The sequence below is a fragment of the Stappia sp. TSB10P1A genome (assembly GCF_900185725.1).
Lineage (GTDB): Bacteria > Pseudomonadota > Alphaproteobacteria > Rhizobiales > Stappiaceae > Stappia.
The window spans coordinates 91,589-116,144 of sequence record NZ_FYAU01000013.1; the positions used below are offsets into that span (position 1 = coordinate 91,589).

The 24,556-nt window shown below is 66.3% G+C and carries 23 protein-coding genes and 1 tRNA gene; 6 read left to right on the forward strand and 18 right to left on the reverse strand.

The features are described from left to right. Positions 1-110: 110 nt before the first annotated feature. The 10 genes from TSB10P1A_RS02750 to TSB10P1A_RS02795 all read right to left on the reverse strand — a co-directional run bounded on the left by TSB10P1A_RS02750 (position 111) and on the right by TSB10P1A_RS02795 (position 11,462). Positions 111-1,421: an amidase gene (locus TSB10P1A_RS02750; protein ID WP_186386377.1), complete on the reverse strand. Its 1,311-nt coding sequence runs from the start codon at positions 1,419-1,421 to the stop codon at positions 111-113. A gap of 42 nt (positions 1,422-1,463) precedes the next feature. Beyond that, positions 1,464-1,661 carry a hypothetical protein gene (locus TSB10P1A_RS02755; protein WP_186386378.1) on the reverse strand — a complete coding sequence of 66 codons (198 nt, stop codon included), beginning with the start codon at positions 1,659-1,661 and terminating at the stop codon, positions 1,464-1,466. 25 nt (positions 1,662-1,686) lie between these two features. Next, entirely contained in the window at positions 1,687-3,117 is a 1,431-nt protein-coding gene (locus TSB10P1A_RS02760; protein ID WP_186386379.1) for an amidase, read from the reverse strand. Beyond that, positions 3,114-4,523, reverse strand: a complete 1,410-nt coding sequence (locus TSB10P1A_RS02765) for an amidase (protein ID WP_186386380.1) — start codon at positions 4,521-4,523, stop codon at positions 3,114-3,116. The genes TSB10P1A_RS02760 and TSB10P1A_RS02765 overlap by 4 nt, the downstream gene beginning before the upstream one ends. Beyond that, positions 4,520-5,710, reverse strand: coding sequence for an AbrB family transcriptional regulator (locus tag TSB10P1A_RS02770; protein WP_186386381.1), 1,191 nt, complete (start codon positions 5,708-5,710; stop codon positions 4,520-4,522). Before TSB10P1A_RS02770 ends, TSB10P1A_RS02765 begins: the two co-directional genes overlap by 4 nt. Further along, positions 5,685-6,815: an ABC transporter ATP-binding protein gene (locus TSB10P1A_RS02775; RefSeq protein ID WP_186386382.1), complete on the reverse strand. Its 1,131-nt coding sequence runs from the start codon at positions 6,813-6,815 to the stop codon at positions 5,685-5,687. The genes TSB10P1A_RS02770 and TSB10P1A_RS02775 overlap by 26 nt, the downstream gene beginning before the upstream one ends. A 17-nt stretch (positions 6,816-6,832) precedes the next feature. Then, positions 6,833-7,903, reverse strand: coding sequence for an ABC transporter ATP-binding protein (locus tag TSB10P1A_RS02780; protein WP_186386383.1), 1,071 nt, complete (start codon positions 7,901-7,903; stop codon positions 6,833-6,835). Positions 7,904-7,912: 9 nt separating this feature from the next. Further along, positions 7,913-8,821 (reverse strand): ABC transporter permease, encoded by a 909-nt coding sequence (locus TSB10P1A_RS02785; RefSeq protein ID WP_186386384.1) that lies wholly within the window; start codon positions 8,819-8,821, stop codon positions 7,913-7,915. A gap of 25 nt (positions 8,822-8,846) precedes the next feature. After that, positions 8,847-9,800 carry an ABC transporter permease gene (locus TSB10P1A_RS02790; protein WP_186386385.1) on the reverse strand — a complete coding sequence of 318 codons (954 nt, stop codon included), beginning with the start codon at positions 9,798-9,800 and terminating at the stop codon, positions 8,847-8,849. 153 nt (positions 9,801-9,953) lie between these two features. Beyond that, positions 9,954-11,462 (reverse strand): ABC transporter substrate-binding protein, encoded by a 1,509-nt coding sequence (locus tag TSB10P1A_RS02795; protein WP_244292934.1) that lies wholly within the window; start codon positions 11,460-11,462, stop codon positions 9,954-9,956. Positions 11,463-12,068: 606 nt separating this feature from the next. On the opposite strand from TSB10P1A_RS02795, the gene TSB10P1A_RS02800 reads away from it, so the two are divergent. The 3 genes from TSB10P1A_RS02800 to TSB10P1A_RS02810 all read left to right on the forward strand — a co-directional run bounded on the left by TSB10P1A_RS02800 (position 12,069) and on the right by TSB10P1A_RS02810 (position 14,709). Further along, complete coding sequence (locus TSB10P1A_RS02800) at positions 12,069-12,269, forward strand: hypothetical protein (protein WP_186386386.1); 201 nt, start codon at positions 12,069-12,071, stop codon at positions 12,267-12,269. A 44-nt stretch (positions 12,270-12,313) separates the two neighbouring features. Continuing rightward, positions 12,314-13,735, forward strand: coding sequence for an amidase (locus TSB10P1A_RS02805; protein ID WP_186386387.1), 1,422 nt, complete (start codon positions 12,314-12,316; stop codon positions 13,733-13,735). Positions 13,736-13,812: 77 nt separating this feature from the next. After that, entirely contained in the window at positions 13,813-14,709 is an 897-nt protein-coding gene (locus tag TSB10P1A_RS02810; RefSeq protein WP_186386388.1) for a DMT family transporter, read from the forward strand. Between the two features lie 32 nt (positions 14,710-14,741). Here the strand turns inward: TSB10P1A_RS02810 and TSB10P1A_RS02815 are convergent, their stop codons facing one another. From TSB10P1A_RS02815 to map, 8 genes are all read right to left on the reverse strand, one after another. Beyond that, positions 14,742-16,028, reverse strand: a complete 1,287-nt coding sequence (locus TSB10P1A_RS02815) for a TRAP transporter large permease (RefSeq protein ID WP_186386389.1) — start codon at positions 16,026-16,028, stop codon at positions 14,742-14,744. Further along, the gene (locus TSB10P1A_RS02820) at positions 16,025-16,543 is read right to left on the reverse strand and encodes a TRAP transporter small permease (RefSeq protein ID WP_186386390.1); all 519 of its coding nucleotides are present in this window, start codon (positions 16,541-16,543) and stop codon (positions 16,025-16,027) included. Before TSB10P1A_RS02820 ends, TSB10P1A_RS02815 begins: the two co-directional genes overlap by 4 nt. Beyond that, positions 16,543-17,553, reverse strand: a complete 1,011-nt coding sequence (locus TSB10P1A_RS02825; RefSeq protein WP_186386391.1) for a TRAP transporter substrate-binding protein — start codon at positions 17,551-17,553, stop codon at positions 16,543-16,545. Before TSB10P1A_RS02825 ends, TSB10P1A_RS02820 begins: the two co-directional genes overlap by 1 nt. Positions 17,554-17,614: 61 nt before the next feature. After that, the gene (locus TSB10P1A_RS02830) at positions 17,615-18,280 is read right to left on the reverse strand and encodes an RraA family protein (protein ID WP_186386392.1); all 666 of its coding nucleotides are present in this window, start codon (positions 18,278-18,280) and stop codon (positions 17,615-17,617) included. Between the two features lie 13 nt (positions 18,281-18,293). After that, the gene (locus TSB10P1A_RS02835) at positions 18,294-19,094 is read right to left on the reverse strand and encodes a carbon-nitrogen hydrolase family protein (RefSeq protein WP_186386393.1); all 801 of its coding nucleotides are present in this window, start codon (positions 19,092-19,094) and stop codon (positions 18,294-18,296) included. Between the two features lie 187 nt (positions 19,095-19,281). After that, positions 19,282-20,193: a LysR family transcriptional regulator gene (locus TSB10P1A_RS02840; protein WP_186386394.1), complete on the reverse strand. Its 912-nt coding sequence runs from the start codon at positions 20,191-20,193 to the stop codon at positions 19,282-19,284. 187 nt (positions 20,194-20,380) lie between these two features. Next, positions 20,381-21,091, reverse strand: a complete 711-nt coding sequence (gene radC, locus TSB10P1A_RS02845; RefSeq protein WP_186386395.1) for a DNA repair protein RadC — start codon at positions 21,089-21,091, stop codon at positions 20,381-20,383. 24 nt (positions 21,092-21,115) lie between these two features. Continuing rightward, the gene (gene map, locus TSB10P1A_RS02850) at positions 21,116-21,949 is read right to left on the reverse strand and encodes a type I methionyl aminopeptidase (protein WP_186386396.1); all 834 of its coding nucleotides are present in this window, start codon (positions 21,947-21,949) and stop codon (positions 21,116-21,118) included. Positions 21,950-22,217: 268 nt separating this feature from the next. Here map and TSB10P1A_RS02855 point away from each other — a divergent pair. The 3 genes from TSB10P1A_RS02855 (at position 22,218) to sfsA (ending at position 24,556) form a co-directional block, all read left to right on the forward strand. Next, positions 22,218-22,302 (forward strand) — tRNA-Leu (locus TSB10P1A_RS02855). A 79-nt stretch (positions 22,303-22,381) separates the two neighbouring features. Continuing rightward, positions 22,382-23,827: a TrkH family potassium uptake protein gene (locus TSB10P1A_RS02860; RefSeq protein ID WP_244292936.1), complete on the forward strand. Its 1,446-nt coding sequence runs from the start codon at positions 22,382-22,384 to the stop codon at positions 23,825-23,827. A gap of 27 nt (positions 23,828-23,854) precedes the next feature. After that, positions 23,855-24,556, forward strand: coding sequence for a DNA/RNA nuclease SfsA (gene sfsA / locus TSB10P1A_RS02865; RefSeq protein ID WP_186386397.1), 702 nt, complete (start codon positions 23,855-23,857; stop codon positions 24,554-24,556).

Below are 24,556 nucleotides of genomic sequence, written 5' to 3' on the forward strand. Positions count from 1 at the left end.
CTGGTTCTCCCTGACCCATCGTCTTGTTGCGAGTGGGCTGCCTTATACAAGCTGGAGCCAGGGCTGGCAACGTACGCAATCCGACCAAGTGTTGCCCTGTTGTATTCCGATCAGGCGACCAGTTTGTCGTCGAGGGCCGGGGCGATGGCCTCGGCGATGGCGAGCATGCGGGCATCCGACAGCCGGGGTCCGACGATCTGCACGCCGACGGGCAGCCCGTTCGGTCCGCTGTGGCAGGGAATGGCAACGCAGGGCGCATGCAGCAGGGTCCACATTGCATTCATCACCCAGTTGCCGGTGGTGTCCAGACCGGGAGGCGCCTCGCCGGGCGCGGCGAGCGTCACGATGGCGTCGAGCTGACCGCCGAACAATCCGTCGAAAAGCGCTCGGCAGCGGGCGGCAAGATTGACGAAGCCGAGATAGGTTTCCGGTGTGATGCCCTCGCGGTTCTCCACCTTGTCCCGGAAGTCCTGGTGCAGGAGGGCATGGCCCGAGAGATATTCGGCGAGGAACTGTGCTCGTCCCTCCATCGTCATGATCGCCCACTGGGCGTCGTTGAGGGCGGAGAACTCCTCGGGCAGGTCGAGATCGAAGACTGTCGCGCCGGCCCCGCCCAGACGCCGGCCGGCGAGTTCCAGCGCCTCGACGCCTTCCGCTGCCGCATGGCTCCAGTTGTGGCTGCGGACGACGCCGATCTTCAGCGCGCCGATGCTCTCCGGCTCCGCATCGTCGATGCCGGGAAGGCGGAAGGCCTTCGCCACCAGGGTGAGATCCTTCGGCGAGCGCCCATACCAGCCGAGCGTGTCGAGCGAGGGCGAATATTGCCGCGCGCCGGACCACGAGACGACCCCGAGGGTGGGCTTCAAGGCATAGACGCCGTTGAACGAGGCGGGCCGGATCAGCGAACCGCCGGTCTGGGTGCCAAGGGCGAGCGGCACCTGAAAGTCGCCGACCGCCGCGCCCGATCCCGAGGACGAGCCGCCCGGCGTGGTGCCCGGCTTCATCGGGTGATGGGTCAGGGCCTTGCGACCTCCGGCGGCGAACTCCACCGTGTCGGTCTTGCCGAGGACGAGGCCGCCGGTGGCCCGGATGACCCTGACGCAATCCGCGTCATGGCTCGGCCGGTTGTCGAAATAGGCCGGCGAGTTGTTGGTGGTCGGCATGTCCGCCGTGTCGATCATGTCCTTGATGCCGAAGGGCAGGCCATGAAGGGGCCCGAGCGAGCCGCGCGCGACGCGGATCTTGTCGAGTTCGCGGGCGCGCCGGATCGCAGCGTCCGGATCGACATAGGTCCACGCCTTGACCGCCGGGTCCCGCTCGCTGATGCGGGTGAGACAGGATCGGGTCAGGTCCTCGACGCTCAGTTCGCCCTTTTCGATGAGGCGGGCCGCCTCGCTTGCAGTCAGTCGACAGGCTTCCATGGCAGTCCTCGTGCAACAGAGAGAGGTTTGACGGGCAGGGCGTCAGGTCAGCGGAACACGGAAGACCGGGGCCGGCTCATCGCTCTTGCGCGGCATGCGAGGGATGGCGGCGCTGGCCAGGGCGACCTTGTCGGCGATCTCGCGCATGCGCTCCAGATGCGCAGGTTCAAGCCTGGTGAGGCCATAGCGCGCGGCATAGGCGGCGATTTCGTCGATGGTCCAGGGGGTGGTGTCGGTCATGGGATAGGCTCCTTGCAGGACAGGACTAGAGAACCGGACGTTCGGCGCGCCAGGGCGTCGCCGCTTCATAGGCGCGGGCGACCCGGTAGACGGTCGCCTCGTCGAACCAGCGGCCGACGATCTGCGCGCTGGTGGGCATGCCGTCCGCATCGAAGCCGTTGCAGATCGAGAGAGCCGGGTGCCCGGTGGCGTTGAAGATCGAGGTGGCCGCCCCGAAGGTGAATTTCGTCAGCGTCTCCTGGTCGTCGAAGGTCGGCGCGGTCAGGAACGTGCAAGGGGCGAGCACGGCATCGCAGGCGCTGAGGACGGCGTCGGTCGACTGGGCGAGTTCGCGCCGGCGGCGCTGGGCGGCGATATAGTCGACGGCGCGCATGGTGAAGCCGGCGGTCATCTTGTCGCGCAGGGCCTTGCCCATCAGGTCGGCGCGCTCGAGAAAATCGCGCTCATGGATCGAATAGGATTCGCCCCAGTTGATCGCGCCGACGATCTGGCGATAGCCCGACAGGGGGGCCGGCAGCGAGATCTCGACAAGCCTTGCGCCGAGGTCCTCCAGCACCGCCTCCATGGCCTCCAGGTTCGCCCTGGTGTCCGGCTGCATCGAGGGGGCATCCGGGCCGAGGTCGCGGATCACGCCGATCACCATGCCGGCAATGCCGGCGCCGATCCCTTGCAGGTAGTCGGGGACGAGCCTGTCTGCCGATCCGGGATCGCGCGGGTCATGGCCGGCGATGGTGCGCAGAACGAGGGCGTTGTCCTCGCAGGTCCAGGTGAGCGGGCCGGCGACGTCCAGCGACCAGCAGTTCGGCAGGATGCCGGCCCGGCTGACCACGCCGTAGGTTGCCTTCATGCCCTGAACGCCAGCGGCCGCGGCCGGCAGACGCACCGAGCCGCCGGTGTCCGAGCCAAGCGCGAACATGGCACTGCCGGCCGCGACCGCAACGCCCGCCCCGGTCGAGGAGCCGCCGGTGAAGCGGTCGGTGTTCCAGGGGTTGCGGGCGAGCGGGAAGGGCAGATCGTCATGGATCTCGCCGGTGCCTGTGCCGTATTCCCAGGTGTTGAGCTTGCCGAGCAGGATCGCGCCGGCGGCGGTCAGGCGCTCGATGGCCGTTGCGGTCTCGTCGGCAACATAGTCCAGCATCAGGCGCGAGGCGCCGGTCGTGCGCACGCCGACGACGTGGTAGTTGTCCTTTACGGCGAAGGGAATACCGTGAAGCGGCCCCTTGTAGCGGCCGGCGGCGATGTCGGCCTCCGCCTGGCGCGCGGCCGCCAGCGCCTCGTCGCCAAGCACGGTGATATAGGCGTGGAGACGGTCCTCCGTCGCGGCGATGCGCGCGAGAAACGCCTCCACCAGTTCGACCGGCGACAGGCGACGCGCGGCGATCAGGCGTGACGCCTCCGTGATCGTCAGATGCACGAGTTCGGGCGCGGCGGGCGCAAGCTTGGGCATGGCTTTCATAGCGTCGGTCTCCTCAGTCTCCAGGTGGTCGCCGCTTCGTAGGCGGCCGCGATCTTCAGGATGTTGGCTTCCGCGAAGCGACGGCCGACGATCTGCCAGTGAAGCGGCAGACCCGAGCCCGTGAAGCCGTTGCATTGCACCAGGGACGGATGCCCGGAGAGCGAAAAGGGTGTGAGCATCGTGTCGGCGGTGAAGGCCGTCATCTCGGGCTCGACGCCAAGGCGCGGGGCGACATGAAAGGCGCCGAAGGTCACCACCGCGTCATAGGTCCGGATGGTCCGGTCGAGGGCATCGGCGACCATCCGGCGCACGCGCTGCGCGGCGAGATAGTCGCTTGCCCGGGTCATCGCCCCGCGCATGAGCTTGTCGCGCAGGGCGAAACCCATGTCCTGCGGGCGTTCGCGAAGCTCGGCCTCGTGGATTGCGGCGGACTCGCTGGAGCCGATGACCGAGGCGGCGAGGAAGCATTCGGCCGCAGGCACGGGAAGGGAAATCTCGAAAAGCTCGGCACCGAGCTCCTCGAGCACCGTAAGTCCCTCGGTGAAGGCGGTGACGAGGGCGGCGTCGGGACCGGCCATGCCCGGACCGGGGTCGAGGATGACGCCGATGCGAAGCCCCGAAAGCGAGGCGGGGCGGGTCGGGGCGGGAGCGACCGTGGCCGACGGGCCGGCAAGCGCGCGCAGCACGAGAGCCGCGTCCTCCACCGTCCATGCGAGCGGACCGGGCACGTCCATCGAATAGCAGTTGGCGATCATGCCGGCCTTGTCGAGCAGGCCGTGGGTTGGCCGAAGACCCACCACGCCGCAGGCTGAGGCCGGCAGGCGCACCGAGCCTGTCGTGTCGGAGCCGAGCGCGATGACGGTCGTGCCGGCGGCAACCGCGGCGCCGGCGCCTGTCGACGAGCCGCCGGCGAAACGCTGGGTGTCCCATGGGTTGCGCGTCGTCGGGATCGGCAGGTCGAAATACTCCCCGCCGTTGCCGGTGCCGTATTCCCAGGTCGACAGCTTGCCGAGCAGGATCGCACCGGCGTTCTTCATCGCCGCCACGAGGATCGCGTCACGGTCGGCCACCGTCCCGGCCATGAGCCGGGAGCCGCCGCAGGTCGGCAGACCGGCAGCGTCGTAATTGTCCTTGGCGGCGAAGGGAATGCCGTGCAGCGGCCCGCGCGAGCGCCCGGCCGCGATCTCGGCCTCGGCGTGGCGCGCCGCCGCGAGCGCGCGCTCGGCATCGACATAGACGAAGCTGTGGATTGTCCCGTCGACGGCCTCGATACGCCTGAGGCACGCCTCGACCAGATCCACCGGCGACAGGCGGCCTGCGGCGATCTCCCGGGCGGCGGCGGCAGCCGTCGGCGGATGGTCGGGCACAACGGGCGACGGCGCGGCTGCTGCGGTCGTTTGGCTCATTTCTCGGCGTCCTTCGACAGCGACTGGGGCAGGGGTTGCAGCGCCGACTGGGGGGCGGGCTGCGGCGGGATGGGGGATGCGGGACGGCCGGCATGGCAGGCCGGGATCAGACCGATGGCGCGCATCGCCGTGAAGGCCGGCGAGATCAGCATGACCAGGATCAGGATTCGGATGACATGGAAGGCGGTGACCACGGGGACGTTGAAGCCGAGCGCCTGCGCGGTGATCGACATTTCGGTGACGCTGCCCGGGGCGGTGGCCAGCACCATGGTGGCGATGCTCTCGTCGTCGACGAGATGGAGCAGGAAGCCGAGCGTGGCGCAGGCGAGCGTGACGAGCAGCACGTTCATCAGCGCCGCCGGCAGGAAACGCTTCATGCTGCGCAGGACATCCCGGCGGAACTGCGCACCGAGATAGGCGCCCATCAGCACCTGGCAGGCCATCATCAGTTCCGCCGGAACCGACGACAGATGCGCGTCGCTGGCACCGAGCGCGATGCCGACGGCGAGCGGCCCGACGATGAAGGCGGCCGTCACGTTCATCCACCGCAGCATCAGCGCCAGGGCGAGCGACAGCCCCATGGTCACCAGGAAGCCCGTCAGGTGGAAAGGGTCGGCCGAGAATGTCCAGACATGTTCGCCATGCAGGTCGAGCAGGACCATTGTCGGCGGGATCACCACCACCAGCGTGACGATGCGCATGAGCTGGCAGATGGCGATGGGGGGCATGTTCGCGCCCTGCCGCGCGCCGAGAACGCTCATTTCCGCCGGACCGCCCGGCACGGAGCAGAAGAAGGCCGTCGTGCGGTCGATGTTGCTGAGGCGCGCCAGCAGCAGCGAGGCAATGCAGCCGATCAGCAGCGTCGCGAGGGCGGCGAGCAGGATCATTGGCAGCAGCCGCAGGCTGGTTTCCGCCGCCTGGGGGGTGAAGGTGAGACCGATGCCGGTCAGCAATACGAGAACCCCGGCATCGCGCAGGCTCCGCCGCGTGCCGAGCGGCAGGCCGAGCATCGACAGGGTCGCGACCATGGCCAGCGCCCCGATCAGCCAGGGCAGCGGAACGCCGATCCACCAGGCGATGGCACCGCCGACGCCGCCGGCAACCTGGCCGAGGGCGACGAAGGCAAGGTCGCGGGGGTTCAGCCGGAGGGCGGGTTGCCGCTCAGGCCGTGACGGGAGCAGAGACACGATAGGCTTCCTCATCGCCGTGAATGTGACAGCGCATGTCGCGCTGCGAATGTCCCGCCCCCGCGCCGGGGAGCCGGATCAGGTCCGGCGCGACCGCGAGACAATGGGCGCGGGCATGGCGGCAGCGCGGCGCGAAGCTGCAGCCGGGCGGCAGCATGGCGAGATCTGGGGGCGATCCGGGGATCGCGTCGAGCACCTTGCCGCGCATGCCGGCCTGCACCGTGGACCGCATCAGGGCCTGGGTGTAGGGGTGAAGCGGGTCCTTGATGATGGCGGCAACGTCGGCCCCCTCGACGAGGCGGCCGGCATACATCACCCCGACCCGGTCGGCGATTTCGCAGGCGACACCAAGGTCATGGGTGACGAAAACCGTTGCCATGCCCAACTCGCGCTGCAGCTCGCGCAGCAGGAGCAGCACCTGGATCTGCACCGTCGCGTCGAGGGCCGTCGTCGGTTCGTCGGCAAGCAGGAGCTTGGGGTCGCAGGACAGGGCGAGCGCGATCATCGCCCGCTGCTTGAGGCCGCCCGACAATTCGTGCGGATAGGCATCGAGACGCTGGCGTGCGGAGGGAATCTGGACAAGCTCCAGCAATTGCAGCGCCCGGGCACGGGCGTCGGCCCAGGACAGGCCCTTGTGTTCGACCAGCGTCTCGCCGATCTGGTGGCCGATGGTGAAGACCGGATCGAGCGCGGTGGCCGGTTCCTGGAAGATCATCGCGATCTTCGAGCCGCGGACGCGGCGCAATTCGCTTTCGCTGGCGCCGACGAGGTTCTGCCCGTCGACGTCCATCCTGCCGCTGACGCGGGCGGTCGGCGGCAGAATGCCGAGCAGGGTGCGCAGGGTGACGCTCTTGCCGGAGCCGGATTCGCCCAGAAGGCACAGAACCTCGCCACGGTCGAGGGAGAAGGTGACGCCGTTGAGGATCGACACGTCGCCGTCGCGGGAGACGAAACGGACACCCAGATCCTCCACATGGAGAATGCGTTCGGACGGTACCGGCGCGGGAGCGGGCGTCGGCGCGACAAGCGCCTCCAGCCGGCTGCCGGTGGACCGCCAGCGCTTGGGAAGCCAGGGCTGCCTGGACAGAGCGGGGCTTGCGGGCATGGAGGTCTCCTTTGCGTTCAGGCTGCGGGGGACAGGCTGTGGCCGGTGCCGACGCCGCGCGCGTGGCAGGCAACGCTCTGGCCCGGCCGATCCGGCAGGGCGGCGAGTTCGGGCGCTCTGGCGGCGCAGATCGGCTCCGCGAGGGGGCAGCGGGTGCGGAAGCGGCAGCCGCTCGGCGGGTTGACCGGGTTCGGGGGATCGCCCGTCAGCGGCGGGGCGATCCGCCTGCGGGCGGGATCCATCGAGGGGCGAGAGGACAGCAGCGCCTGGGTATAGGGGTGGCTTGGTGCGCTGTAGAGATCGTCCACGTCGCCGATCTCCACCACCTCGCCGAGATACATCACAAGCACCCGGTCTGAGATGTACTGGACCACGTTGAGGTCGTGGGAGATGAAGATATAGGTGAGGCTGAATTGCTCCTTGAGCCGGGCGAGCAGGTTGAGAACCTGGGCCTCCACCGATTTGTCGAGCGCCGAGACGGCTTCATCGAGAACGACGAGACGCGGCTTCATGGCGAGGGCGCGGGCGATGTTGACGCGCTGGCGCTGACCACCGGAAAGCTGGTGCGGATAGCGGCGCGCGAACTGGCGCGGATTGAGGCCGACCAGGCCGAGAAGCTCCTCGGCATCGGCCCGGGCCTTGCGCGTCGGCGTCCCATGGGCCTTGGGGCCGAAGGCGATGGAATCGACGATCGGCAGGCGCGGGTTGAGGGAGGAGTAGGAGTCCTGGAACACCATCTGCATCTGCTTGCGCAGGTCCGCGACGGTGATGCCGCCATAGGGGCCGACCGGGTCGCCGTCAAAGACGATGGAACCGGCATCGGGCGGGATCAGATGGGTGAGCAGGCGGGCGGTGGTGGACTTGCCGCAGCCGGACTCCCCGACGATGCCCAGCGTTCTGCCCTTGTCGACATGGAAGCTGACCCCGTCGACGGCGCGCACGACCGAGGGAGCCTTGCGCAGGAAGCCGCCACCGATGGGAAAGTGCTTCTTGAGATCCTCGACGATGAGCAGGGGCTGCATGGGGCCGCCGCGGTCGCGGGTGTCGTCGGCGATGGGCAGCGTGGCGGCTTGCGAGGTGTCGTGCATGGCTGGCTCCTAGTCCTTGACGTCCATGGCGGAGCGCAACCCGTCGCTCATCATGTTGAAGCACATGGAGGTGATGAAGATCATCACGCCGGGAACGACCGCGTTGACCGGGGCGATGTAGATCGCCTGGCGCAGCGTGTTCAGCATCAGACCCCAGTCGGCCTGCGGCGGGCTGACGCCGAGACCGAGAAACGCCAGGCCCGAGGCGACGACGATGGAGACGCTGATCAGACTGGAGGCGTAGATGAACACCGGGCCGAGCACGTTGGGCAGGATATGCGTGCCGATGATGCGCGGGGTGGAGGCGCCGGTCGCGCGCGCCGCGTCGACATAGTCTTCCGTGCGGATCTGGGTGGTGACGCTTTCGGCGATGCGGCAGATCGGCGGGATGAAGACCACCGTCAAGGCGATCAGAACGTTGAGCAGGCCGGCGCCGAGGGCGCCGGAGATGGCGACGGCGAGCAGCACGGAGGGAAAGGCATAGAAGACGTCCATGGTGCGCATCACGGCGGTGTTGACCAGGCCGCCGAAATAGCCGGCAAGAAGCCCCAGCCCGCCGCCGATCAGTGTCGCCAGGAAGACCGGCGTCAGACCGGTGAACAGCGAGATGCGACCGCCATAGATCAGCCGGGAGAGCATGTCGCGGCCGAGTTCGTCGGTGCCGAGAAGGTGGCCGTCGGTGCCGATCGGCTTCAGCCGGCGCGTCATGCTGGTCGCGTAAGGGTCGTTGGGTGCGACGAAGGGAGCGAAGATCGCGGCCAGCACGATCAGGAGCACGACCGCCATGCAGACGACGGTGACCGGGTCGCGCCGGAGCTTGCGCCATACGCCGCCCCAATAGCCGGGCGTCTTGGCGGCGGCCGCCGCCGCGGCTCCGTACGAGCCGGCAAGAGCGGTATCTGTCGTGGCATGGGCCATGGCTTGGTCTCCGTGTGGCTGCCCGTCACGCGCGCTTGATGCGCGGGTCGAAGACGACCTGCAGGACGTCGACGATCAGGTTGATCAGGACGAAGAAGAGGGAGAGCACGAGGATCGTGCCCTGGAGGACGGGCAGGTCGCGCGTGAAGATGGCGCTGTTCATCAAGAACCCGGTGCCGGGCCAGGAGAAGACCATCTCCACGAGGATCGAGCCGCCGAGAAGCTGGGCGAATTGAAGGCCTGAGACGGCAAGGACCACGGGCGCGGCGTTCTTGGCGACATGCAGGAAGATGCGGGGCCTCGGCATGCCCTTGGCGCGCAGGGCGGAGACGAATTCGCGCTTGCGGACCTCGGCCACGGTGGCCCGCACGGAGCGGGCAATGATACCGGCCGGGATCACGGCCAGGGTGATCGCCGGCAGGATGAGGTGCTTCAGATGCGCCCAGTCGATGGTGAAGCCGCTTTGACCTCCCGGTCCCATGCCCATTGCCGGCAGCATGCCGAGGTTGACGGCAAAGACGACGACAAGGACGAGGCCGAGCCAGTAGTGCGGAACGCTGACGCCGGTGATGGCGAAGGCGGTCACGGCCTTGTCGAGAAGGCTGCCCTCGACATGGCCGGCGACGGCACCGGCAAGGATGCCGAAGCTGAAGCCGAGCAGCACGGCCGCGAAGGCGAGGATCATCGTGTTGCGGACCGCCGGCAGAACGTCGCCGAGGACCGGGCGACGGGACTGCACCGACACGCCGAAATCGCCCTGGGCGACGTTGCCGAGCCAGACGAGATACTGGATCGGCAGCGGCTTGTCGAAGCCGTAGGCCGCCCGGATCTGGGCCGCGACCTCGGGCGAGGCATTGTCGGGCAACACGGTGCTGAGGGGATCGCCCGGGGCCAGATGGATCAGCGAAAAACAGACGATCGTCACGCCGATCGTGATCGGGACGGCGTAGAGCAGGCGGCGGATGACATAGAAGAGCATCGCGAATGTCCTTCGATCGGGCTGCGGGACGCGGGGTGCGCGGCGGACGTGGCGGCGAACAGGGACACGGACGTCGTTGCCGTGGCCGCCCGGCCGGGCGTTTCCCGGCCGGAGGACTTGGCTCCCCGACCGGAGATCCGGCCGGGGACGGCGCTACTTCTCGACGTAGACCGGCGTCATGTCCTGGAACCAGTTCTGGGCCTGGACGAACCCCTTGACGTTGGGAGCGAGCGCGCGCGGGTTGAGGTCGTGCACCACCCAGATCCACATCGCGTCGTCGACGATGATCTGGTGCAGCTCGGCCAGGAGCGCGTCCTGTTCCTTCGGGTCGAAGGCGACCTTGGCCTTAGCGATGACCGCGTCGGCGGCAGGGTTGGAATAGCCGCCCCAGTTGAAGCCGCCCGGAGGCGTCTCATCGCTGCCGGAGGTCTTGATCAGGGCGATGTTGGGGTCCCAGAAGGCCCAGGAATTGTTGAGCCCATGGGCGCCGGCGTTTTCCGGCGCCATGGCCCCGGCCCGCCGACGTGCCCTGAGGGCTTCCCATTCGAAGACCTCGAACTCGACCTTGAAGCCGACGGCGTTGAGGTTCTCCTCGATGAACTCGTTCATCGGCAGCGGTTGCATCTGGCCGGAGCCGGCCGTGGAGATCAGGAACTTGACCGGGAGCGGGTTGTCGGGGCCGTGGCCGATCTCCTGAAGCAGGGTCTTGGCGGTCTGCGGATCGTAGCCGATCTCGAAGGTCGGCTTGCCGAACCAGGGATGCCCCTCGTTGACCTGACCCTTTGCCGGGACCGCCAGCCCGCCGAGGAACTGGGCGAGGCCCTCGCGATCGATGGCAAGGTTGGCGGCCTTGCGGACCCGCAGATCGCGGAAGGGAGAGCCTTCCTCATAGCTGAGCTGATAGGGCCAGATATGCGGGTAGACATTGGTGACGATCTGCATGCCGGAGGACTGCAGCCGCGGCACGGCATCGGGCGGGGGCGCCTCGATGAAGTCGACCTGACCGGACAGCAGAGCGGCGACACGGGTGGACGTGTCGGGCATGCACAGGAGGATCATGCGGTCGGACGCGGTTATCCGCTCGGGATCCCAGTAGTCCGCATTGCGGACCAGTTCGGCGCGTTCGCGCGGGACGAGCTTTTCCAGCTTCCAGGGGCCGGTGCCGGAGGGTTGTTCGGCAAACTTGCCCCAGTCGCCGCCGAGCGCCTCCCACTGCGCGGGGCTGGAGTAGACGATGCCGGAAATCTGGTAGGGGAAGGTCGCGTCCGGCTCCTTGGTGCGAATGGCGACCGTCAGATCGTCGAGGACCTCATAGGAGGCAATGGCACCGAACCACTGCGAGGCCTGTGCCGCCTGCGCGGTGTCGTATTGCGGCGAGTCCTTGTTGATCAGCTTGTCGAGGTTCCAGACCACCGCCTCGGCGGTAAACGGCGAGCCGTCGTGGAACGTGACGCCCTCGCGCAGCTTGAAGGTCCAGATCGTCTTCGTCTCCTCGTCGACCGACCAGTCGGTGGCGAGACCCGGCCGCAGGACCGAGGGCATGTCGGCCTTGGACAGGTCCCAGGCGATGAGCGGGTCATAGAGGGCGAGGCCGATGAAACGGGTTCCCTCGCCGCCCTGATTGGCCTGGCCTGTGGTCAGCGGGACGTCTGCGACGGTCATCGCAACCCGCAACACGCTCTCTTCGGCGCCTGCCGGCAGGATCTGGATGGCTCCGGTGGCCAGAAAGACGGCAAGAGCGCTGGTCCTGGCGAGGCGACGGAGGAGCGTGGCAGCGCTTGCGAGCGGCCCAGCCTGTTCTGCTCTGTTCGGATTGATTGGCACAGTGGACTCCCCTGCTCTGATGGGTGGGGGCAACGGCCTGCCTGACGGCGTGACCCCATGCCTCAAGCCTAGAAACGGCGATAATTGAATACAATAATTATGTTTGAGGAAATATTGTGCACATTAAATCGACGAAAGATCGCAGAATCTCAAGGGCTTAGAAATTGAGCGTTGCGAGTGGCGGGAATTTGCGCCGCAGCAATTGTGCGCCTGCGAGAAAATCAGGCATGCCCTAAGCGCAGAGCTAATCTATGTTTTTTCGGCGAGTTGACGTTTTTGTGTCGCAACTCTTCCCACCTTCTATCTTGCATTGCAGCATGGGGTGGCATTCTCCCCTCGGCTGTGGCTGCTCCGGCAAGATGCGACAGGTTGTCTGTATTGTGTACAAAACGCGCGATCATCTCCGCCGGGGATGGCGCCGAGGCACCAAAGGAGATTCAGACGATGACAGATGCCGACACCGCAATCGTAAGCCGTGAGGATCTTCGGGTTCTCGTGCGCAATGCCGGCCTCGATCCGAGCGACCAGCAGTTCGAGGAGATGTTTGACGCCTATCAGCACGTCAAGGCGATGCTCGACCGGCTCAACCGCGACTTCGGGTTCGCCGACGAGCCTGCCCATGTCTACTCACCGCTCAAGTTCTGACACAACGGACCTTGCTCCGAGCGCATGACGAGGGGGATTCATCCATGTCCGACCTGCATTTCATGACCGCATCCGAGGCGGCCGCGCTGTTTCGCAGCGGCAAGCTCTCCCCGGTGGAACTGACCCGCGCCTATCTTGATCGCATCGAGGCGCTCGATCACCTCATCGACAGCTACATCACCGTGACGATAGAGCGCGCCATGGCCGATGCCGGGCGCGCCGAACGCGAATTCGCTGCGGGGCTCGACCGGGGACCGATGCACGGCATTCCCTATTGCCTCAAGGACATCGTCGAGACCGAGGGCATCCTGACCACCGGCCAGTCGCGCAGTCTGGCCCAGCACATACCGACGAAGGACGCGACCCTGGAGGCGCGTCTGCGCGCTGGTGGCGCGGTGCTTCTCGGCAAGACGACAACCTGGGAGTTTGCCCATGGCGGGCCGTCCTGGGACGTGGTGGCGCCGCCGGCGCGCAACCCCTGGAACCGGGAGAACCATCCGGCCGGGTCGAGTTCCGGCACGGGCGCGGCGATTGCCGCCGGCATGGCGGCGACGGGCATCGGGACGGATACGGGCGGTTCGATCCGCCTGCCCGCTGCCGTCTGCGGCATTGCCGGGCTGAAGCCGACCTACGGGCGGGTGAGCCGGACCGGTGTCCTGCCGAACAGTTTCACCCATGACCATGCCGGACCAATGGCCTGGACCTCGCTGGACGTGGCAATGATGCTCGCGGTGATCGCGGGCCACGACCCGCTCGATCCGGGAAGCGGCGAGGTGCCGGTGGCGGGCGATCTTGCCCAACTCGACGAGCGGGTGCTGAGCGGATTGACCATCGGCGTGCCCTATCGCTGGTTCGAGGAGGAGGCGCCGTCGTCGGCCGAGGTGCGAGAGGCGTTCGATGCTGCCCTTTCGGCCATGGTCGATGCCGGAGCGCGGGTGGTTCCGGTCGAGCTGCCGAGCCTCGAGAGCTATGCGGATGCGAAGAAGACGATCGCCATGGCCGAACTCTATTCCATCCATCACAAGACGCTGAAGGAAACGCCGCATCTGCTCGGCGAGAGCCTCCGCTACCGCATCCAGTGCGGCGCGCTGATCCGGGCGGAGGACTATGTGCAGGCGATGCGCTGGCGCACCCAGTTGTCGCGCGTGACGCAGGCGGTCTTCGACACGGTCGACATTCTCGCCATGCCGACAGCGGAACCGGCCGGGCGGCTGGAGGCCACGCCGCATTCCTGGCTGTTCAAGCACAAGTCCCTGACGACCCCGTTCAACACCACCGGCAACCCGGCCTTGAGCGTATGCAACGGCTTTTCCAAGGCCGGCATGCCCTTGTCGCTGCAACTTGTCGGCAAACCGTTCGACGACCGTCTTGTCTTGTCCGTCGGCAGCGCCTACGAGCAGATCACGCCATGGCGGGCTAAACGTCCGGTTCTTGCGGGCGCGGAACCTGCCAGCAGCGCTGCCTGAGCGCATTCAAAGGTCTCAATCGGGGGGCGGAGCTGTTTCGCCCCTCGCTCACTCTCCTCCGGCAAGAAGATCACGGCGTGTTCTCCGATTGGCTCTGGATTGTCTTCACCCTCATCGCCTCGGCCGCGCAAACGGTCCGCAACTCCATGCAGAAGGAACTGACGGGCACCCTCGGCACCGTCGGCGCGACCCAGGTCCGGTTTTTTTACGGACTGCCGTTCGCGGCGGGCTTTCTTGCCATGGCCGTCTTCGCCACCGGTGAAGCGCCGCCGTTCTCGGAGTTGGCGCAGGTGCCCTGGACGGCGGCCGGGGCGCTGGCGCAGGTCTTTGCCACCGGGATGATGCTGGCGGCGATGAGAACCCGTTCCTTCGTCGTGGCGATCACCTATACCAAGATCGAGCCGGTGCTGGTGCTTGGCTTCGCGGTACTGCTGCTGGGTGAAGTGCCGACACCGGTGGCCATGGCCGGTGTGTTCGTGGCGACGGCCGGCGTTGTGCTGCTGTCCTGGCCCGGACGCGGTCACTGGACCAATGGCTGGCTGCAGACGACGGCCTTTGGCCTCGGTTCCGGCGCGCTGTTCGCGGTTTCGGCGGTCTGCTACCGGGGCGGCATCCTGGCGCTGGGCGACGGCCACTTCCTGATCAATGCGTCGACGACGCTGGTGACCGCGCTCGCCCTGCAGACAGGCGTCGTGAGCCTCTATCTGTACGTCTTCGACCGGGCGGTCCTGCACCAGCTCGTTGCCGCCTGGCGCTCATCGCTCGCAGCGGGTTTCTTCGGCGCGCTGGCTTCCCAGTTCTGGTTTCTGGCGTTTTCCCTGCAAAGCGCCTCGCTTGTGCGGGCGTTGGCGCTGATCGAGATCGTGTTTGCCCAGATCGTCTCCTTGCGCCTGTTCCGGCAGAAGGACACGCCGCGCGAGATCGCCGGCATGGTGGTGATCACGGCCGGCGTGCTGATGATCCTGCTGGCGTGACTGCGTCCGGACGGGGGGGGGCGGCTGGTCGCTCAGTTGGCCCCCATCACCAGGTTCGGCAGCCACAGGGAGATCTGCGGAAACAGCAGCAGCATCGCCAACGCGCTGACCAGCGGAATGAAATAGGGCAGCGTGGCGCGCACGATGTCTTCGAGCGGCGCCCCCGAGATGCGCGCCACCACGAACAGGCCGATCCCGAGCGGCGGGGTGGCGATGCCGAGGATCAGCGACATCTGCAGGATGATGCCGAAATGCACCCGGTCGATCCCATAGGCATCGACCAGGGGAAGCAGGATCGGCACCAGCAGAAGCTTGATCGTCACTCCGTCGATGAAGCAGCCGAGCATCAGGACAAGGGCCATGATCGACAGCAGGAACACCAGCCGGGAATCGATCAGGTTGGGCAGGGACCGGGCGAGATCCTGAGGGATCTGCTCGATCGCCAGAAGCCAGCCCATGCTGCCGGCAAAGCCGATGATGATCATGATCATCGAGGTGATCAGGATGGTTTCGGTGAGCGCCCGCCACAGGGCGGCGAAGGTCAGCGTGCGGAAAAATACCCCGAGAAGAATGACATAGGCGGAGGCGAGAACCCCGGCCTCCGACGCGGTGGTGGTGCCGGTGAGAATGCCGCCCATGATGATCGCCGGTGCGACCAGGGCAAAGGTGCCGCCGATGGTGTGTTTCCAGATCTCCCTGGCGCTGGCGCGCGGCTGCCGGGGGAAGTCCACCCGTGTCGCCAGAACCCGATTGAACGCCATCAGGCTGGCCGCGATCAGCAGCCCAGGGACCACGCCGGCCAGAAACATGCGGGCGACGGAGGTGTTGGACAGGAAGGCATAGACCACGAGCGGCACGGAGGGCGGAATGAACGGGGCGACGATCGCCGAGACGACGGTGATCGCCGAAGAGAAGGAGGCGGTATAGCCGCGCTCCCGCATCGCCTTGATCTCCACCGCCCCAAGGCCGGCGATGTCGGCAACGGCTGCTCCCGTGCCGCCGGCCAGCATGACGGAAGCCAGCACGTTGACCTGTGCCAGTCCGGCGCGGAAATGCCCCACCAGCGCGTTGGCGAGATTGAAGATCTTCTCGGTGATCCCGATGGCATTCATCAGGTTGCCCGCGAGGACGAAGAAGGGGATGGCGAGAAGCGAGGTGTTCGACGCGCTCTCCAGCACCTTCATCGGCACGATCCACAGGATGTCCGAAAAGCCGCTCATCACCAGCGCCGCGACGACAGCCAGGCCGATCGCCATGGTGATCGGCGTGCGCAGGGCGACGAGCCCCAGGAACAAGGCGAAAAGGACGACGGCCGTCATTCGCGTGCCTCCGCGAGCGCATGGGGATCGCGGCCCTCGATGAAGCCGATCACCGCAAGGCGCAGGTTCAGGACGTATTGCAGGACGATCAGGGCGCAGGACGCCCAAAGCGGGGCGGCCAGCCAGTAGCGCTGGAACCCGACCAGGTCGATCCGCCCGACCTGGCGCGGGATCAGTATCGGTGCCTGCCGCAGGACGAGCAGCATCAGCCCGATGACGAGGAGCGCGACAAGGATCGCGACAAGCGCCGCGGGGCGGGCCGGCAGCCGTCTGGTCACCACATCGATGGTGATGTCCTGTCCGCGGCGGAAGATCACGAAGAACGCCAGGAAGATCGCCCAGACGAAGAGGACGCCCGTCCACGGGAAGACCCAGATGATCCCCTTGTCCCAGATCAGCCGGGACAGGATGTTGGCGAGGTTGATCGCCAACATCGTCAGCAGGAGGCCGTTGGCGCCGGCCAGAAAGAGCCGCTCGGCCCAGCCAAGGCCGGCGTCAAGGGCGCGCCAGACCATCAGTTCGAGGGCCGGGTGGCGTTGATCGCGTCCAGAAGGCCTTCCGGCAAGGTGCCGGCGACATTCATGCCGGTGTAGAACTCGGCCATCTTGGCGACGACCGGCCCCGTATCCATGACGGTGAAGGTCACGCCTTTTTCCGCCATGCGTGCGAGGGACTCGTTCGCGGTGGCATCGGTCTTGGCGGCGAACTCTGCCGCGACCTCGTCATAGGCCTCCAGAATCTGCGCGCGCGTGGTCTCGTCGAGCCCGTTCCAGGCACGCGCATTGGTCATGAAGGCCAGCCCTTGCGGATACTCGTCATGGCGCACGATGTGCGGGGCGACTTCGTAGAAGCGCATCGACTCGACAAGAGCGATGGGACTGTTGACCGCCTCGACGATGCCGCGTCCGATCGACTCGTAGGTCTCCGTCCAGGCGAGGGTGCGGACCTCGGCGCCGAGATGCCGCCAGGCGGCCGCCGCCAACTCGTCGGGATGCATGCGCAGCTTCAGGCCGGCGATGTCGTCGAGCGTGGTGACGGGCTTGCTGGTGACCATGACGCGATAGGGGCCGCGGACCATCTTGGTGGGGTCGCCGATGACGGTGACGCCCGCCTCGGCCTCGACCTTGGTCATCCAGCCCTTGACGAGATCGGAGCCCTGGAAGGCGGACCAGTGCTCGCGGCTTTCGAACAGGAAGGGAGAGCCGGTGAAGGCGATCTCCGGAACCCATTTCTGCAGATAGGTCGAGCCTTCCGGATAGATGTGAACCGTGCCGAGTTGGAGCTGCTCAAGGATGGCCTCGTCCTTGCCGAGCTGCTCGGCCGGATAGACCTGGACCGTGAGCTTGCCGTCGGTCTTGGCGGCGATGCGATCGGCAACCGCCTGGAAGATCTGGCCCTCGATCGACTCGGCCGGCATCTTGTGCGCCATGCGCCAGACTTCGGCACTGACCGCCGCGGTGCTGCTTCCGGCGAAAGCGAATGCCGCCAGCGCGGCAGTGGCGAGAGAAATCCTGAAGCTCAACATGATCAAACCCCTCCGTTTTGTCTTTGGTTTGCGCTAGTCCAGTACCGGTGCGGCCTCCGTCTCAGGCTCTGAGCTTGTTCATCACCAGCTTGCTCGCCCCGGAAATCTCGGGCAGTTGCTCTCCCTTCTCCAACCGCGCGAGCAGTTCGATCTCCCGCTCCTGCATGCCAAGCGCCCGGTCGGCGACCTCCTCGATCTGCCAGGGCTTCAGGAACAGAACGCCGCTTTCGTCGGCGAGAACCGCATCGCCTGGCTCGACCGAGACGCCGCCGACCGAGACGGGCCCGTTGAGCAGACCTTCAAGACCGAGAAGCTTGGTCGTGATCGGAGACGGTCCCCGGCACCAGAGCGGCATGCCGACCCGGCGCACCTCGTTGAAGTCTGTCGCCGGACCGTCGATCACGGCTCCGACCACACCGCCGAGCTTTGCGGCGTTGGTGATGACGCCGCCCCAGCAGGCGTGATGGGAATCGCCGCAGCGGTCGATCACCAGGAAGTCGCCCGGCCGGACCAGCGACATCAGATGATGCAGCAGAGTGGAATCCGCGCCGGGAATACGAAGGGTCACCGCCGTTCCGGCCACCCGCTTCTCGGGCAGGACGGCGCGCAGGCCGATATCGGCGAACTGGCTGTGCAGCACATGGCCGACAGTGGCGGTTTCCACCTTTTCGAGTTTTGCGATCAGCGCGGGATCAATCTGGTCGGGCATCGGGCGCAGGTCGAACATGGCCGCGGCTCCTTCAAAGGACGTGATGATTGTGGACGGGGATCGACGCGCGCACTTTCGCGGCGTAGGCATCGTCGATCCTGCCGGTGACATGTCCGGTATGGTCGCCCACCTGTGCCACCACATGGCCCCAGGGATCGATCAGCATCGAATGGCCGTAGCAGGCCTTCTTGCCGCCGGCATGCGTGCCGAACTGGCCGACGGCGAGGAAATGGGTTCCGGTCTCGATGGCGCGGGCGCGGGCGAGAACCTCCCAGTGGTCCTTGCCGGTCATCAGGGTGAAGGCGGCCGGCAGGACGATCACCTCCGCTCCCTTGTCGCGCAGGGCGCGGAACAGCTCGGGGAAGCGGATGTCGTAGCAGATCGCGCAGCCGACGGTGGTGCCGTTCACCTCATAGGTGACGACCTGGTCGCCGGCCGCGATCGTGGCACTTTCGCGATAGCTCATGCCGCCGGGAACGTCGACGTCGAACAGGTGGATCTTGCGATAGCGCGCGAGTTCGCTGCCATCGGGGGCGAAGACCAGCGTGGTGTTGTGATGGGCGTTTCCGGCCTTCTCGACGATCGATCCGCCATGCAGCGTGATGCCGTGGCGGCGTGCCATGTCCTGCATCGCGCGATAGGCATCGCCGTCCGGGAATTCCTCGGCGCTGGCGTGGAATTCTTCGGGGCCTTCGCCCAGCATCGCCCAATATTCGGGAAGGACGATAAGGTCTGGCCCGTCCTTCGCTGCCTCGGCGACGAGCGCTTCAGCCTGGGCGATGTTCGCCTGCTTGTCGGACTGGGAATTCATCTGTATCAGGGCGACTTTCACGTTCAGCCTCTTTCATGAACTGTTTCCGACAAGCATGGTTCAGCCTCCCCGATCCGGTGTCCAACGGGAAATTTTTGGGATCTTCATAAGAATTTCTTTTGCAGGCTAATGGTGGGGCCTCGCCTGGAGAAGACCGTATCGCCTTGGCCGGGCCGGCCGAGACGGGACGTATGTGTCGGAACCGCCGTCAGGCGAGAGCAGGATCGGCGCGTTGCACGAAATCCTGGGCGATGTCCCGCGCGAGCTCCGCGATGGTGGCCGGGACGAGCCGCGCCGGTCCGTCGAACCAGGTGGCGTGGAAGCGCATGGGTGGGATGGGTTGCTCGGCCTCGATCAGCACCAGTTCCTTGCGAGCAAGTTCACGTGGGGCGACGATCGGCGGGATGGTGGCGACACCGATCCCGTCGATGGTCATGCGGATGATCGTCGCGAGCGAGTTGGCGGCGAAAAAACGCGCGGTCTCGAGCCCGTTCTGTTGGAAGAAGCGGGTGATATGCGCGTGCGGCTGGCTGTTCTTGGGGAAGCAAATCACTGGATAGTCCGCGAGGCGTTCCAGGCTGACGGGCCCTGGCGGGAAACGGAGGTTGGGAGAGGCGACCCAATGGCAGGAATAGGTGCAGAGCTCGATATTGGCGTAGCTGGGCTCGAGCAACGGTCCCATGATGAGTGCCAGATCGATCTCTCCGGCGCGCAGCAGTTCCACCAGCTTGAGGCTCGTTTCCGCGGAAAACTCCAGGGTAAGGTCGGGATAGGTGTCCTTGGCGGCGCGGATCAGGTCGATCAGCCAGGTGTAGGTGATCGTGTCGATCACGCCGATCCGCAAGGTTCCCCGGATGCCCTGAGTGCCACTGACCTCGTCGACGAAGACGCGGGCGTTTCTCAGCAGCGGTTCGGCGCGGGCCAGGGCTTCGACTCCCTGCGGCGTCAGCGACAGGCGCCGGTGTTCCCGGACGAAGAGTTTTACGCCGAGTTCCGCTTCCAGCGCGGCGATGCGTGAGGAGACCGCCGCTTGCGTGGCATTCAGCCGTTCGGCGGCCAGCGTGAAACTCTTCAGCCGCGCCACCCAGACGAACGTCTCCAGAAAGGTAAGGTTGATCAAGCCCTCCTCCCGGGCGCACAGACGTGGCCGGGCCTCCTGTGTCGGGTGAGCCCTGCCTCACATCTCGACCAAGGGAACGCTACGCCGCCACCTGCGAGCGATCAAGCTTCAACTTCGGCCACGCTGCCTCAATGGCAGGCGCACGCCCTTGAAACAGCGGGTGTTTTCGGTCCAGCCGGGGTTAGGCCTAAAGGAGTTGCAGGCCCTTGAAGCTTGCATGACCGTCGCGTCCGACGATGATGTGGTCATGCAGGACGATGCCCAGCGTACCGGCGATCTCGGAGATCTGCTTGGTCATCTGGATGTCGGCGCGCGAAGGCGTCGGATCGCCGGACGGGTGATTATGGACGAGAATGATGGCGCTGGCGGAAAGCTCCAGCGCCCGCTTCATCACCTCGCGCGGATAGACGGGCGTATGATCGACGGTGCCGCGCTGCTGCACCTCGTCGGCGATCAGTGCGTTCTTCTTGTCGAGGAAGAGGATGCGGAATTCCTCGCGGTCGGAGAAGGCCATGGCGGTGCGGACATAGTCGATCACCTGCGACCAGGAGGAGAGCAGGGTGCGCTCGCGAACCCGGCCGCGCAGGAAGCGCTCGGCCACCGCATGGGCGAGCTTCAACTCGTCGACCACCCGGTCGCCGACGCCGCGCACTTCCTTGAGGAGGGCGGGCGGAGCCGCGAGCACCTCGGCGAACGAGCCGAAACGGTCGATCAGCGCCTTGGCGACCGGCTTGGTATCGGCCCGGCGGATCGGCGAGAAGAGCAACAGTTCCAGCAACTCATAGTCCTGAAGCGCGGCGTGGCCGCCTTCGCGGAAGCGCTGGCGCAGCCGGTCGCGGTGGCCGTGAAAATGCGGAGAGATGCCAGCGTCGGAGAAGCCGTCGTCCGTGCCGCTCATGCCGCCTCCTCCCGTGATGCCGCGTCAGGAGCGATCGAAAGCCAGTGGATTGTCGAGGCCGGCTGGCGACAGGGTGAAGATCTCGCAGCCCGTCGCGGTGATGCCGACCGAGTGCTCGAATTGGGCAGACAGCGAGCGGTCGCGGGTGACGGCGGTCCAGCCATCGCTCAGCACCTTCACATGCGGCCGGCCGAGATTGACCATCGGCTCGATGGTGAAGATCATGCCCGGCTTCAGTTCGATGCCTTCGCCCGGTCGGCCATAGTGCAGGATGTTCGGCATGTCGTGGAACAGCCGGCCGACCCCATGGCCGCAGAAGTCGCGCACGACCGAGCAGCGCTCCGCCTCGACGAAGCTCTGGATGGCATGGCCGATATCGCCGGTGGTCCGGCCGGGGCGCGCCGCCTCGATGCCCCGCAACAGCGCCTCGTAGGTGACCTCGACCAGTCGTTCGGCCGCCCGCTTCAGCTTGCCGACCGCATACATGCGGCTGGAATCGCCGTGCCAGCCGTCGACGATATAGGTTACGTCGATGTTGACGATGTCGCCTTCCTTCAGCGGCTTGTCGTTGGGGATGCCGTGGCAGACGACATGATTGATGGAGGTGCAGGTCGACTTCGTGTAGCCGCGATAGTTCAGCGTCGCCGGCAGGGCGCCATTGTCGATGCCGAAGCTGTAGACGAAGTCGTCGATCTCCTGGGTGGTGATGCCGGGCACGATCTTTTCGACCAGCGCGTCGAGGCAGCGGGCGGTAAGCTGTCCGGCCTTGTGCATGGCGGCAAAGTCGTCCGGCCCGTAGAGGCGAATCTGGCCGGTATTCTTCAAAGGGGCGGTAGCGGCGTCGATATAGGTGACCATGCGGGATGCTCGTCCGGATTGTTCGTGCGGCGGATCGCCCGCCCGCCGCCGGAACGGCGGCTGCCACGCTGGTGCGGAAGGCACGCGGGCCGAGGCGCCGGGGGCGGGATGTGCGCCGACAGGATTTCCAACTAGCCTTAAAACGCGGGGGCGCGGGGCGCAATCCGCTTTCGCCGCAAGGTTTGGCCGGGGAGCTGCGCGATGCGCGGAGCGGGCCGCCGGTCTTCCCTCTTGCGCCGCTTCCAAGGTGCTTGTACCCAAAGCGGGCGCGGACGTGGTGGAACCGGTAGACACAAGGGACTTAAAATCCCTCGGCCTCGGCCATGCGGGTTCGAGTCCCGCCGTCCGTACCAAGGATTGCCGCCACGCACCGCAAAGCGGGACGACCATCGCGGGTCCCAGACGACGCCAGACGACGAAAGACGCCGATCCGTGATTTCGCTGCGCCCCGTGCTTAACGTCCTCGGCTTCCTCTATGTGGGCCTGGCGACGGCCATGCTGATCCCGGCGATGGTCGACGTTGCCGCCCGCAATGCCGATTGGCAGGCCTTCGTCATGTCGGCGCTGATCACCGGACTGATCGGACTGCTGCTGTCGGTGGCCGTCGGCGGGGCGTTGAGCGAGGGGCTCGACATCCGCCAGACCTTCATCCTGACGACCCTGTCCTGGTTGACGCTGCCGGCTTTCGGGGCGCTGCCGTTCCTCTGGCTGGGGGTCGGTTATGCGGATGCGGTGTTCGAGGCGGTGTCCGGCTTCACCACGACCGGATCGACGGTGCTGTCCGGTCTCGACGGGTTGCCGCCGGGCCTGCTGGTCTGGCGTTCGCTGATGCAATGGATGGGCGGGATCGGCATCGTCGTCATGGCCATCGTGCTGCTGCCGTTCCTGCGCATCGGCGGCATGCAACTGTTCCAGAGCGAGAGTTCCGACCGCAGCGAGAAGATCGTCTCCCGCTCGGTGGAACTGATCCGCCTGCTCGGCATCACCTATCTGTTCCTGACTTTCGTCTGCATCCTTGCCTTTCTGGTCACCGGCATGACCGTTTTCGATGCGATCAATCACGGGATGACGACGATCGCCACCGGCGGCTACTCCACGCACGACGCGTCCTTCGGCTTTTTCACCAACCCGGCCGCCGGATGGGTTGCGGTGGTCTTCATGCTGATCGGGGCCATGCCCTTCGTCCTAGTCATCCAGGCGCTGCGCGGCCGGCCGTTGCTGCTGTGGAACGATCCGCAGGTGCGCGCTCTGCTCGGGCTCGTGGTGCTGGCCTCGCTGACAGTGACCGTGTATCTCGGGGCGGTGTTGGAGATGAACTTCTCCGAAGCCTTGCTGGCCTCGACCTTCAACATCGTCTCGATCATCACCACGACGGGCTTTGCCATGGGCGACTACAGCGCGTGGGGGCCTCCTGTGATCGGCCTTGCGCTGTTGCTCACCTTCGTCGGCGGCTGCACCGGCTCGACCTCGGGTGGCATCAAGATGTTCCGTTTTCTGGTGTTCTTCGGCACCGTACGGGCCCATCTGCGGCGAATGATCCGGCCGAACCGCGTGATGTCCGAGCAATATGCCAACACCCGACTGACGCCGGAGCTGTCCTTCTCGGTGCTGGCCTTCCTCGTCGTCTATATGGGTTCGGTCGGCACGATCACGCTGGCACTGTCCGGTTTCGGGCTCGATCTGGTGACAGCGCTGTCGGCGGCCGCGACGGCGGTGTCGAATGTGGGTCCGGGGCTTGGGCCGGTCATCGGTCCGGCCGGCAATTTCGCGCCGCTGCCCGACGGCGCAAAATGGATCCTGTCTTTTGCCATGCTGATGGGCCGGCTGGAGCTTTTCACGGTGCTGGTGCTGCTCGATCCGGATTTCTGGTCGCGCTGAGCCCATTCAACGGCTGGAGTTGGTCCCTTGCGTTTTTCCTCCCCCCTTGTGTCCGGCCGTCTGGTCAAGCGCTACAAGCGCTTTCTCGCCGATGTGATCCTCGACAGCGGCGAGGCGGTGACCGCGCATTGCGCCAATCCCGGCTCGATGCTGGGGCTGCGCGAACCGGGTGCGCGGGTCTTCCTGTCGCTGTCCGACAATCCGGCGCGCAAGCTGAAATACTCCTGGGAGATCGTCGAGGCGGACGGCGCGCTGGTCGGCATCAACACCGCTCATCCCAACGGCCTGGTCGAGGAGGCGTTGACGGCGCGGCTGATTCCCGAACTGGCCGGTTTTTCCGGCTTGCGGCGCGAGGTGAAATACGGTCGCAACTCACGCATCGACATCCTGCTTGAGGGCTCAGACGGGCGCCCTGTCTATGTCGAGGTGAAGAACGTCCATCTGATGCGGCAGGCGGGCCTTGCCGAGTTCCCGGACTCGGTGACAGCGCGAGGCGCCAAGCACCTTGTCGAGATGGGGGACATGGTGGCGGAAGGAGCGCGCGCCGCGATGGTCTATCTGGTGCAACGGCCGGACTGCGACCGCCTGTCCTTCGCTGCCGACATCGATCCCGCCTATGCGGCGGCCTTTGTGGCGGCGAAGGCACGCGGCGTCGAGGCCTATGCGATCGGCTGCCGCGTCACGCCCGAGGAAATCGTGGCAGAGCGGCCTGTGACACTGACCGCTTGA

Coding starts and splice junctions, on each gene's coding strand:
- TSB10P1A_RS02750 (WP_186386377.1), bottom strand. CDS start 1,421: ATGGAAGCCTGTCGACTGACTGCAAGCGAGGCGGCCCGCCTCATCGAA.
- TSB10P1A_RS02755 (WP_186386378.1), bottom strand. CDS start 1,661: ATGACCGACACCACCCCCTGGACCATCGACGAAATCGCCGCCTATGCC.
- TSB10P1A_RS02760 (WP_186386379.1), bottom strand. CDS start 3,117: ATGAAAGCCATGCCCAAGCTTGCGCCCGCCGCGCCCGAACTCGTGCAT.
- TSB10P1A_RS02765 (WP_186386380.1), bottom strand. CDS start 4,523: ATGAGCCAAACGACCGCAGCAGCCGCGCCGTCGCCCGTTGTGCCCGAC.
- TSB10P1A_RS02775 (WP_186386382.1), bottom strand. CDS start 6,815: ATGCCCGCAAGCCCCGCTCTGTCCAGGCAGCCCTGGCTTCCCAAGCGC.
- TSB10P1A_RS02780 (WP_186386383.1), bottom strand. CDS start 7,903: ATGCACGACACCTCGCAAGCCGCCACGCTGCCCATCGCCGACGACACC.
- TSB10P1A_RS02785 (WP_186386384.1), bottom strand. CDS start 8,821: ATGGCCCATGCCACGACAGATACCGCTCTTGCCGGCTCGTACGGAGCC.
- TSB10P1A_RS02790 (WP_186386385.1), bottom strand. CDS start 9,800: ATGCTCTTCTATGTCATCCGCCGCCTGCTCTACGCCGTCCCGATCACG.
- TSB10P1A_RS02795 (WP_244292934.1), bottom strand. CDS start 11,462: ATGACCGTCGCAGACGTCCCGCTGACCACAGGCCAGGCCAATCAGGGC.
- TSB10P1A_RS02800 (WP_186386386.1), top strand. CDS start 12,069: ATGACAGATGCCGACACCGCAATCGTAAGCCGTGAGGATCTTCGGGTT.
- TSB10P1A_RS02805 (WP_186386387.1), top strand. CDS start 12,314: ATGTCCGACCTGCATTTCATGACCGCATCCGAGGCGGCCGCGCTGTTT.
- TSB10P1A_RS02815 (WP_186386389.1), bottom strand. CDS start 16,028: ATGACGGCCGTCGTCCTTTTCGCCTTGTTCCTGGGGCTCGTCGCCCTG.
- TSB10P1A_RS02820 (WP_186386390.1), bottom strand. CDS start 16,543: ATGGTCTGGCGCGCCCTTGACGCCGGCCTTGGCTGGGCCGAGCGGCTC.
- TSB10P1A_RS02825 (WP_186386391.1), bottom strand. CDS start 17,553: ATGTTGAGCTTCAGGATTTCTCTCGCCACTGCCGCGCTGGCGGCATTC.
- TSB10P1A_RS02830 (WP_186386392.1), bottom strand. CDS start 18,280: ATGTTCGACCTGCGCCCGATGCCCGACCAGATTGATCCCGCGCTGATC.
- radC (WP_186386395.1), bottom strand. CDS start 21,091: ATGAGCGGCACGGACGACGGCTTCTCCGACGCTGGCATCTCTCCGCAT.
- map (WP_186386396.1), bottom strand. CDS start 21,949: ATGGTCACCTATATCGACGCCGCTACCGCCCCTTTGAAGAATACCGGC.